Source organism: Alistipes intestinihominis (assembly GCF_040095975.1).
GTDB classification, from domain to species: Bacteria; Bacteroidota; Bacteroidia; order Bacteroidales; family Rikenellaceae; genus Alistipes; species Alistipes senegalensis.
Genome location: NZ_JBBMFL010000011.1, coordinates 117,626 through 128,405, shown reverse-complemented (window position 1 = coordinate 128,405; position 10,780 = coordinate 117,626). Strand labels below are relative to the sequence as shown.

The following is a 10,780-nucleotide window of genomic DNA, read 5'->3' as shown; positions in this document are numbered from 1 at the left end:
GGCATCGACGTACTGATCTGGGACTGGTATTGGTACGACGGCAAGCCCTGCCTCCACGAGGCGCTCGAAGAAGGGTTCCTCGAAGCGAAGAACACCAACGACGTGAAATTCGCCTGCATGTGGACCAATCATCCGTGGTATATCCTTTACCCGACGAAGCAGACTGACGGAAGCAACGCCTATCCGCCCAGTTTCGATGCCCCGGACTTTTCCTATGAGGAGGCTTTCCGAAGCCTTTCCTACATCGTCACCCGTTATTTCAACCAACCGAACTACTGGAAAATCGACGGAAAACCCGTCATCTGCATCTGGGATGCCCGGCGGCTGGAGCAGAAACTCGGACTGGAAGGGGTTCAGAAACTCTTCACCGAGTTGCGCGGACTGGCCGTAAAACTGGGACATGCGGGCATCCATTTCCATATCACGGGATTCACCTCCGGACACAACAAAGAGGCCGGATACGACACCTCCGGATCATACAATCCGCTGGACTGGATCGCAGGCCGCTATCAATCCAAAGAGATCGAATTGCCCGACTACGGCGTTGCGGCGGCCGATGTGGCGTTCAAAGTCTGGGATGAAGGTTACGAGACGCATCAGGTTCCCTACGTTCCGGCAGTCGGAGCCGGATGGGACTCCACGCCCCGCTACATCGCACCCGCCAACCGTCCCGCGACACCCGACCGCACGAAATGGCCCGGTTGTACAATCTTCGTGAACGAGAGTCCCGCGGCTTTCAAAGCGTTCGTACAAGCGTCGTTCGCTTATCTGAACCGGCATCCCGACGTGCCGCGCTTCGTAACCATCGCATGCTTCAACGAATGGAGCGAAGGACACTACCTGCTTCCCGACAACCGCTTCGGATACGGTATGCTTAATGCCCTGGGTGAAGCTGTCGGATTGCAAAAACTGAATCAAAGAAGAGGAAAATAGTGTATCAGCCGAACTAACCTAAAACGAAAGCATATGTTAAAAAATCCTTTTTCGGTCATAGGAATCATAATCCTATTATCGACCGGAACAGTCTGCATACCCCTTTGGGGATATGCGGCCGCAAACGGCAGCTCACAAACATCTGCGCAAACCAAAACCTCAACCATCAAAGGACGGGTCATCGACGCGGAGGGGATGCCTCTCGTCGGAGCCGTCATCCAAGTGCAAGGCAAGGCTGGCGGTGTCATTGCGAGTTCCAACGGTGTTTTCGAGATCGAAGCGGCGCCGGAAGATGTGCTGGTAGCCTCGTTTCTCGGTATGGAGAATGCCTCGGTGACCGTCGGAGCACAACTCGAAATCACCATCGTAATGCAACAGAAGTCCTCGACACTCGAAAATGTGACGATCGTCGCCTTTTCCCGACAAAAAAAGGAAAGCGTCGTGGGTTCGATCACGACGGTCAAACCTTCCGAATTGAAAGTGGCGAGCAGCAATCTCACTACCGCATTCGCCGGACGTGTTCCGGGCATGATGTCCTATCGGAGCAGCGGTGAACCCGGACGCGACAACGCTGAATTCTTCATCCGCGGTGTAACGACGTTCGGCTATCGGAAAAGTCCGCTGATGCTGGTCGATGGCATGGAGATCAGTGCGGACGATTTGGCCCGGCTTCAGACCGATGATATCGAGAGCTTTTCGATCATGAAAGACGCTATCGCCACGTCGCTCTACGGCGCGCGCGGTGCCAATGGCGTGATTCTGATCACGACGAAAGAGGGCCGCGAAGGCCCGGCAAGAGTCTCCGTACGTATTGAGAACACATGGTCTATGCCGACTCGGATGATTGATATCGCCGATCCCATTACCTATATGCGACTCAACAACGAAGCCGTCTCGACACGCAATCCCCTCGGCATCCTGCCCTATTCCGAAGCCAAAATCGCCGCGACGATGAATCCGAACCGCAATCCGTATGTCTATCCGGCAGTAGACTGGATCGAGGAAATGTTCAAACCCGCAGCCATGAACCAGCGCGTGAACTTCAACATCAGCGGCGGCGGTAAGGTGGCGCGCTATTATCTCGCGGCAACCTTCAATCAAGATAACGGACTGATGCGCAACGAGGGGATGAACAATTTCAACACCAACATCGACCTCAAAAAATACAACGTCCGAACCAACTTCAATGTCAACGTCACCAAAACTACCGAAGTAGCTTTCAAATTCCAAGGCAACTTCGACGATTACCGTGGTCCGATCGAAGCAGGCAATATCCTTTTCGATTACGCCGTGCACGCCTCTCCGGTCGATTACCCGAAAATCTTCGCTCCGGATGAAGGGCACCGCAGCATGAGCCATCCTCTTTACGGCAATACCGACGGTGCGAACCATATCAACCCCTATGCCCTCATGTCGCGCGGCTACAAGGATTATAGCCGTACACTGGTATTGGCACAGGTGGATATCAATCAGGACCTGAAATTCATTACCGAAGGTCTTCGCGTACGCGGACTGCTCAGTACGACGCGCTATTCTTATTTCGATTCGGCTCGCAGTTACAAACCGTTTTACTATAAGATAGGCTACTACAATCCCGAACTCGATGTCTACAACCTCACAGCGCTCAACGCCGAAAGCGGCAGCGAATATCTGGATTACAGCGGCGGCAAGGACATCAACTCGAAAACTTACCTCGAAGCGGCAGTGGAATATGCCCGGACTTTTGGCCGTCATGAGGTCACCGGACTGCTCGTCTATCAGAACACGCAGCAAGTGATCGGCAATCCCAGTTCGGTACTGGAATCACTGCCTTTCCGCAACCAAGGTCTTTCGGGACGTTTTACCTATACGTTTGACAAACGCTACGGCGTTGAGCTCAACTTCGGATATAACGGTTCGGAGCGTTTCGCCCGTCACGAGCGTTACGGCTTCTTTCCTGCGGCCGGTGTAACGTGGAATATCTCCAGCGAGCCATTTTGGCGGGGGGGGGTAGCGAAGGTAATCGACAAACTCAGGCTTAAAGCGACTTACGGCCTGGTAGGCAATGACGCCATCTCAAGCAATCGCTTTTTCTATCTCTCGGATGTCAACATGAACGATACCGGCAAAAATGTCTGGTACGGTACCGATTTCAATGTGATACGGCCGGGAATTACAGTGCGTCGTTACTCTAATAACGACATTACATGGGAAATAGCACGCAAGCTCAATCTCGGTTTTGAGATGCGGCTTTTCGACAAGGTCGAATTGCAGGTGGATTACTTTACCGAGAATCGTTCGAACATTCTGCTGGAACGCACCAATCTGCCCAGTTCGATGGGCCTCGAAGCCTCCGTCGAGGCCAATGTGGGCCGTGCGAAATCGCACGGAGTCGAAGGAGCGCTGACCTATCAACACTCTTTCTCGGAGGATTTCTGGCTATCGGCAAATGCCAATTTCACCTATGCCACAAGCGAATTTCTCGTGGCCGATGAACCGGACTATGCGGCCTCGGGATTGCCTTGGCGGTCGCGTATAGGTTACAGCTTAAATCAGCAGTGGGGCTATATCGCCGAACGGCTGTTCATCGACGAAACCGACATAGCCAATTCGCCGATTCAAACTTTCGGACCTTATATGCCCGGCGATATCAAATACAAAGACATCAACCGCGACGGTAAGATCGACGAATCGGACCTGGTTCCGATCGGCTACCCGACAGAAGCCGAAATAAACTATGGTTTCGGAGCCACATTGGGATATAAAGGTTTCGATTTTTCGTTCTTTTTCAACGGGCTGGGCAGAAAAACCTTCTTCATTGATGCCCAGCAGATGGCACCTTTCAACAACCCGCCCGTTACGGCCGCCGGGGTCGGCGGATATACGCGTAAGACAGCCCTTTTCAAAGAGTTCGCCGACAGCCATTGGTCGGAGAGCAATCCCGACATCTACGCCGTCTGGCCGCGCCTGTCAACCGATGCCTATGACAATAGCAACAACTATCAACAAAGTACCTGGTGGATGCGCAACGGATCGTTTCTGCGTCTGAAACTGATCGAGTTGGGCTATACCTTGCCGCACAACTTAACACGTAAAATCCGTATTGAAGACCTGCGCATTTATGTCAGTGGAGAAGATCTTTTTGCAGGCAGTAATTTCAAAATGTGGGATGTTGAGATGGGCGGTATGGGAATCGGTTATCCGATTCAGAAAAAGTTCAATATAGGTTTACAGGTTAAATTTTAATTGCGAACGAACATGAAAAAAATATATGCGATTTTGCTGAGCATGGGCGTTCTGTCGGCCGTGTCATCATGTGACTATCTGGACGTAGTGCCTGATAATATCGCCACGATCGAGATCGCTTTTAATAACCGGTCCACGGCGCTCAACTACTTGAGCACACTCTATTGGTATATCCCCGAAACGGGCAAGATCGGTTCGGACCCCGGTATGGATGTCGGCGATGAAATCTGGTACTATGGCGACCGTTCGACAGATTTCACGAACACTACCACTTTCTGGATCGCGATGGGTCGTCAGAATACGGGCAATCCGTTGCTTGACTTTTGGAACGGATCGAATTATGGCAAACCGCTTTTCAAAGGACTGCGGAATTGCAATATTTTCCTCGAAAACATCTCGGCGGTAAAAAATATGACCGAGCAGGAAAAAAGCCAGTGGGCCGCCGAAGCGAAAGTCATCAAGGCCTATCTGCACTTCTACCTTATGCGGCTTTATGGTCCAATTCCGATGATGAAAGAAAATATTCCCGTAACAGCCGATGAAGACGAGGTGCGTGTCACGCGGGACAAGATTGATGACATCTTCGACTATTGTGTCGGCCTGATCGACGAATGCTATGAGGCGCTTCCGTTGCGCATCGAGAATCCTACGGCCGACATGGGCCGTCTCACGCGGCCGGCAGCGCTCGCTATTAAAGCGAAGATGTTGGCCTATGCCGCCAGTCCGTTCTACAATGGCAACACGGCTTACGCCGGTTTTCTGAATGCCGACGGCGAGCCCTATTTTTCCCAGACCAAGGACATCGCCAAATGGGAATTGGCAGCAGAGGCGTGCCGTGAGGCAATCTCTTGCGCCGAAGAGGCCGGGCATGAACTCTACGAATATCATAACACCTCGTCGTATAATTTGAGCGACGAAATGCAACTCGAACTGACCAACCGTTGTAAAATCACCGAACGCTGGACCCAGGAGCTGCTTTTCGCAGTAGGCGGAAACGGCATCCGGGACCTTCAGGTCCTGAGTCAGCCCTGGCTCGAAGCCAACTATTCGGCCGATGACCGTTACGGAAATGCCAAGAACGGCACGGTAGCTCCCACGCTGGCCGTCGCCGAGACATTCTACACGAAAAACGGCGTACCCATCAATGAAGACAAGGAATGGGATTATTCCGCGCGTTATGAGACACGCCAAGCTACCGAAGCCGAAAAATACTACATTCAGCCCAACTACACCACCGCCAAACTCCATTTCGATCGTGAACCGCGTTTCTATGCGACATTGGGATTCGACGGTTCGAGCTGGTACGGCATCGGCAAACTGGACGACAACGATATGTGGTACATTCAGTCCAAAGCCAAGCAAACGTCAGGAAAAAAGAGCAACCGCAATTATTCTGTGACAGGATATTTTGCCAAGAAATTAGTCAATTACCGCAATGCGATGGTTCCGGCAAGCATCGTCATCCGGGAGTATCCCTTTCCGATCATTCGCTTGGCAGACCTCTATTTGCTTTGTGCCGAGTGTCTGAACGAAGCGTCGCAAGACAAGGGAACTCCGCCCGAAGATTGCTATTACTATTTGGACAAGGTGCGCAAGCGCGCTGGATTCCCCGATGGCGTGCGGAACGATTGGCTCAAACATTCAACCAATCCCACCAAACCCGAAAGCTACGAAGGCTTCCGCGATATAGTGCGCCAGGAGCGCATGATCGAGCTGGCACTCGAAGGGCAGCGCTTTTGGGACCTGCGGCGCTGGGACATTGCCGTGGAATATCTCAATAAGCCGATGCTCGGCTGGGACATAGAGCAGGACAAGACGGAAGATTACAACAAACTCCGAACCTACTACATCCGCAACTATTCCTACCGCGACAATCTTTGGCCGTTGAAAGACTACGATTTAATCGTTAATCCGAAACTCGAACAAAATCCAGGCTGGTAAATCATGAAAACTACGAAACATATATTGATAGCCGTGATTGGCGTCATAGCGGCGGTCTCGACTGCCTGTGAGGAAGACAATGCGCTCCATCCATGGGGTGAGAACACACTCGTGGGCGACCTGGGAGCGGTGACAGTGCTCACGACCGAAGGAACGCCAGGCGGTGCGGTGATAACTTACCGCCTGCCTGAAAGCAAAGACCTGCTTTATGTAAAGGCCCTTTATACGGTGGGTGAAAGCACCCCGATGGAGGTTCGCACCTCACGTTACGATCATTCGGTAACATTGCAGGGTTTCGGTGATACGCAGCCGCGTGAGGTTACGCTTCTCTGTGTGGACAAAATGGAAAATGAAGGTCCTGCCGTGACGACCTCCGTGACGCCGCTTACGCCGCCGATCACCTCGGTCTACAACAGTTTGAATATCGGTACGACTTTCGGCGGAATCTACATCGACTATATCAATGCCGACAAAGGCAATATCGCCATCCATGTACAAACTCTTGACGAGGAAAACAACCCTTATGAACCCACCGTACATTACACCAGTTCGGATCGTGGCCGTATCTTCGTCCGCGGCTTCAAGGCCGAGGCCCGTACATTTGACATTTACATTACGGACCGTTGGGGGAACCGCTCTCAAACGCTCAGTGAAAGCCATACGCCCTATCCGGAGAGTCTGCTCGACAAGTCGAAATTCGCTGAATTCAAATTGGACAACGATATCGCTTGCAACGCTTGGGGCGGAAGTTTGTCCTATGCATGGAACGACGACTTTACACCGCCGCTTTTCGTGCACAGCCCCGGCGGCGATACTTTCCCTATGAGTTTTACTTTCGACATGGGGCAAACGGCCAAGCTGAGCCGTTACAAGTTCTATCACCTTTTCCGAGAGGATTATGCTTACCAACGCGGCAACCTCAAACGCTGGGAGGTATGGGGCCGCACCGACACACCGCCGACCGATGGTACTTGGGAGGGTTGGACCAAATTGTTGGATTGTGAGTCGTTCAAGCCCTCGGGACTCCCCGTAGGCGAGATCTCGGGCGATGACTGGGAGTATCTGCAACAGGGCGAGGATTTCGAGTTTCCGCCTACGGCGCCCGAAGTGCGATACATTCGCTTCAAGGTGCTGGAAACCTGGGGCGGCGACGATTTCATCCACTTCCAGGAGTTCACTTTCTGGGGCAATCCCGCAGAAGAGATCCGTACCGGCGAAACCGATGAAACACATTAAAAAGAACGAACATGAAAAAGATCATAAAACTGGCCGCAGCGGTCTCTGTGGTTTTGTGCGGGGCGTGCACCGACATGTTTCACACCGTGCAGGGATATCTCGACGAAGGGGAGTATCTCTACGCTTCCAAAATAGATTCGCTCAAAGCCCTTTCAGGCGATGAACGAGCGCTTATCACGGGCCTCCTGATGTATGGCTACGACACCAAGAAGTGTGTCATCCGCTGGCAGCCCGGCGACGGCGAAGTCGTCATTCCCATCGAGCGGCAGGAACCCGTGGAGAAGTTCGAATACAGCATCACGGGGCTTACAGACGGCTATTACACCTTTGAGGTCACGACTTTTGACGATGAAAACACCCCTTCGCTGGTACAAACACTCGATGTGCGGGTTTATGGCGATGTTTACCGCAACACATTGCGAGCGCGCAGCGTTGACAAGGCAGAACAAGATGATGAGAACGTCGTTGTATCGCTGACCGGCGTGTTGCAGGATTCCTACAAAAGCGTCATCGTATACCGTGACAAAGCGGGTGTCGAGCAACGGCGCGACATCGCCGTAACGGACATGAGTGTTACGCTCGAAGATTGGGAGTCGGAAGGAGCCTACGTAATCGAAACCTATTATCGGCCCAACGAAACTGCCGTTGACTTATTCATGGTGAAGTCCGAAATATTTTACTTCCCCAAATACGAACGTATTGCGATGGTGCCCAAAGAGGGATTTGTGCCGGTTGTTTTGGACAACGACCTGGCTTTGACCGCATGGGGAGGCAATCTCGCGCATGCGTTCAACGGCGTAATTAACGACAACGATTTCGCCCATAGTTGGGGCGGCTGGGAGAACGGACCGGCATGGTTCACTTTCGATATGGGCAAGTCGGCCGTACTCCAAGCGTTCCGGTTAAACGGAAATACGGCAGACAGCCGCGCTTTTTCGAACGGCTATATGAAACAATGGGAAGTTTGGGGCCGCAATGACGCTCCGTCACAGGACGGCTCGTGGGAAGGTTGGACCAAACTGATGGACTGCCAGTCGGTGAAACCTTCGGGATTGCCCGTAGGGCAACTCTCGGAGGAGGACCGCACTCGGGTTGCCGAAGGAGAAACGTTCCTTTTCCCTAAAGGAGTTCCTGAAGTACGTTATATTCGCTTTAAGGTAAATGATGTCTGGAACACCGCTGAAGGTCGATTCCTGACTTTCACCGAGTTGACCTTCTGGGAATATTTGCCGCAAGAGTAAACCAGCCGGGAATTCTTGTCGAAAAGATCCGCCGGCCACCCGCAAGGAGCCGGCGGATTCCATACCCTCGGAAACGATCGTTTGAATCTATTGACAATATGAATATCAAGTATTTTTTACTCATGGCGTTTCTCTCGCTGACCGGGGTGATCCAAGCGCAGCTGCACTGTACGCCGAACACCCCAAGATTCACCAATCCCGTAAGTTCTGTCAGCCTGCCCGACCCGAGCGTTATTCGGGGCAATGATGGATTTTTCTACCTATATGCCACCCAAGACATCGGTCTCGTGCCGATCATGCGGTCTCGTGATCTCATCACTTGGGAGCACATCGGCAATGCTTTCACACAAGAAAGCCGTCCCCGCTTTATTGATGGCGGAGGCAGTATATGGGCGCCTGACATTAACCGCATTGGCAATCATTGGGTTCTTTACTACTCGCTTTCGAAATGGGGAGAGATACATAAGAACGGCATCGGGATGGCCGTAGCCGACTCGCCCACGGGGCCGTTCAGGGATCTCGGGCCGCTTTTCATCAGCGATGAGATCGGTGTCACGAATTCCATCGACCAGTTCTACATCGAAGACGAGGGGCGCAAATATCTTTTCTGGGGCAGTTTTCACGGCCTCTACGGTGTGGAGCTCGCGCATGATGGGCTTTCGGTCAAGCGCAATGCCACGAAACTCAAGGTGGCGGGGAATGCCTATGAGGCGATCTATATCCACCGTAAAGGAGATTACTACTATTTGTTCGCGTCGGTGGACGCTTGTTGCGAGGGAGTCAAAAGCACTTATAAGCTGGTAGTAGGGCGTTCGACCTCGCTTTTCGGACCCTATCTCGACAAACAGGGCCGACGAATGCTCGATAATCATCACGAACTCGTCTTACGGAGTAACGATCATTTCAAGGGCCCGGGTCATAATGCCGAATTCCTTACTGACCGGGAGGGTACTGACTGGATTCTTTACCATGCCGTCAACGTCCGCGATCCGCAGGGACGCAAGCTGATGCTCGACCGTGTGGAGTGGATCAATGGCTGGCCGGTGATCAATGACGGCACACCGTCGCTCGAAATATCGCAGAAACCTCGATTCTGAAATTGCAGAAACGGCACTTGCGCGGCGGTACGTCTGTCGCGGACACGCTGAAAATTCCTAAAATAACGAACATGAAAAAAAACGCAATTCTGCTCGCCTGCTCGCTTTTTGTAATATTTGCGGCGTCAGCCGGCAATCCGAAGAGTAAACCCTCTGTCCCGGCTCCGATCTACATGGACAACAATTATCATGGTCCGGCCGATCCCGAAGTGGTGTGGAATCCCGTGACAAAGGAATATATGATCTTCTACACAGGACGCAGACCTTTTCTCGATCAATCGTCATACGTCGGGACGCCGGTCGGGGTGGCCGTATCGAAAGATATGATCCATTGGAAACATGCAGGCTACTGCTCGTTCGACGGAGCGGGCGGCGAGCCCGACAGCGAAATTACCTATTGGGCGCCCGGTGTTATCATCGAGGGTGACACGGCACACATGTATGTAACGGTAAAACTCGATTCGACTCCTGTTTGGGGCGGTCCGAGCAACATCGTACATTATACTGCTCCGGCCACCGACATGATCTCCGGCTGGAAACGACAAAGTGCCGTAGTGACCACCCCGATCTCGATCGACGCTACGGTTATCCGTAATGGCGATGGCTACGAGATGTGGTATCGTGATCGTCCCACGGAAGAAACCGGAGGACTGTATCACGCCCACAGCAAGAATCTATACGATTGGGAACTGCTCGGCTTGGCCAAAGGCGATATCAATCGTGTCGATGTGACGGGACATACTTATCAGGAGGGAGCTTTCGCCTTCTATTGGAAGGGCTGGTTCTGGATCATCGCCGATCCGCACAAAGGGTTGGCCGTCTATCGCTCGAAGGACGCGGTGAACTGGGAATATCAGGGAATTATCATGTATGAACCGGGCAAGCGTTTTGCCGACAATACGCGGGCCCGTCATCCGAGTGTCCTCATCAAAGACAACCGGGCATTCATCGTCTACCACGTGCAGCCATTCCTTGGCTACAATCCGGGAACTCATGAGGCCGGCGATGAAATCTATCAGAAAATCAGCTTCCTGCAAATGGCTGAACTGAATTGCGAAAATGGCAAGTTAACATGCAATCGAGATAAAACCATTTATCCTTAATCCT

Annotated in this window: 7 protein-coding genes; all 7 read left to right on the top strand. The window is 52.4% G+C overall.

Annotated features, from left to right (window positions below; all coding sequences use genetic code 11):
* On the top strand, positions 1-933 hold a 933-nt coding region (locus WMO46_RS10390; RefSeq protein WP_349094302.1), incomplete at its 5' end, for a glycoside hydrolase family 99-like domain-containing protein.
* A gap of 33 nt (positions 934-966) precedes the next feature.
* A complete protein-coding gene (locus tag WMO46_RS10385) occupies positions 967-4,158 on the top strand; it encodes a SusC/RagA family TonB-linked outer membrane protein (RefSeq protein WP_262894486.1) in 3,192 nt (1,063 codons plus the stop codon).
* Positions 4,159-4,170: 12 nt separating this feature from the next.
* On the top strand, positions 4,171-6,099 hold the full coding sequence (locus tag WMO46_RS10380; RefSeq protein ID WP_019149297.1) for a RagB/SusD family nutrient uptake outer membrane protein: 1,929 nt from the start codon (positions 4,171-4,173) through the stop codon (positions 6,097-6,099).
* A gap of 3 nt (positions 6,100-6,102) precedes the next feature.
* Positions 6,103-7,335, top strand: a complete 1,233-nt coding sequence (locus WMO46_RS10375; RefSeq protein WP_044118556.1) for a DUF5000 domain-containing lipoprotein — start codon at positions 6,103-6,105, stop codon at positions 7,333-7,335.
* Positions 7,336-7,346: 11 nt separating this feature from the next.
* The gene (locus WMO46_RS10370; protein ID WP_026076247.1) at positions 7,347-8,576 is read left to right on the top strand and encodes a DUF4998 domain-containing protein; all 1,230 of its coding nucleotides are present in this window, start codon (positions 7,347-7,349) and stop codon (positions 8,574-8,576) included.
* A 98-nt stretch (positions 8,577-8,674) separates the two neighbouring features.
* On the top strand, positions 8,675-9,673 hold the full coding sequence (locus WMO46_RS10365) for a family 43 glycosylhydrolase (protein ID WP_278966520.1): 999 nt from the start codon (positions 8,675-8,677) through the stop codon (positions 9,671-9,673).
* Positions 9,674-9,744: 71 nt separating this feature from the next.
* Positions 9,745-10,776, top strand: coding sequence for a glycoside hydrolase family protein (locus tag WMO46_RS10360; RefSeq protein ID WP_278966522.1), 1,032 nt, complete (start codon positions 9,745-9,747; stop codon positions 10,774-10,776).
* Positions 10,777-10,780: the final 4 nt, after the last annotated feature.

What these genes read in the sequence shown, in the direction of transcription:
- WMO46_RS10380 (WP_019149297.1), top strand. Translation starts at nt 4,171, where the DNA reads ATGAAAAAAATATATGCGATTTTGCTGAGCATGGGCGTTCTGTCGGCC.
- WMO46_RS10385 (WP_262894486.1), top strand. Translation starts at nt 967, where the DNA reads ATGTTAAAAAATCCTTTTTCGGTCATAGGAATCATAATCCTATTATCG.
- WMO46_RS10360 (WP_278966522.1), top strand. Translation starts at nt 9,745, where the DNA reads ATGAAAAAAAACGCAATTCTGCTCGCCTGCTCGCTTTTTGTAATATTT.
- WMO46_RS10370 (WP_026076247.1), top strand. Translation starts at nt 7,347, where the DNA reads ATGAAAAAGATCATAAAACTGGCCGCAGCGGTCTCTGTGGTTTTGTGC.
- WMO46_RS10365 (WP_278966520.1), top strand. Translation starts at nt 8,675, where the DNA reads ATGAATATCAAGTATTTTTTACTCATGGCGTTTCTCTCGCTGACCGGG.
- WMO46_RS10375 (WP_044118556.1), top strand. Translation starts at nt 6,103, where the DNA reads ATGAAAACTACGAAACATATATTGATAGCCGTGATTGGCGTCATAGCG.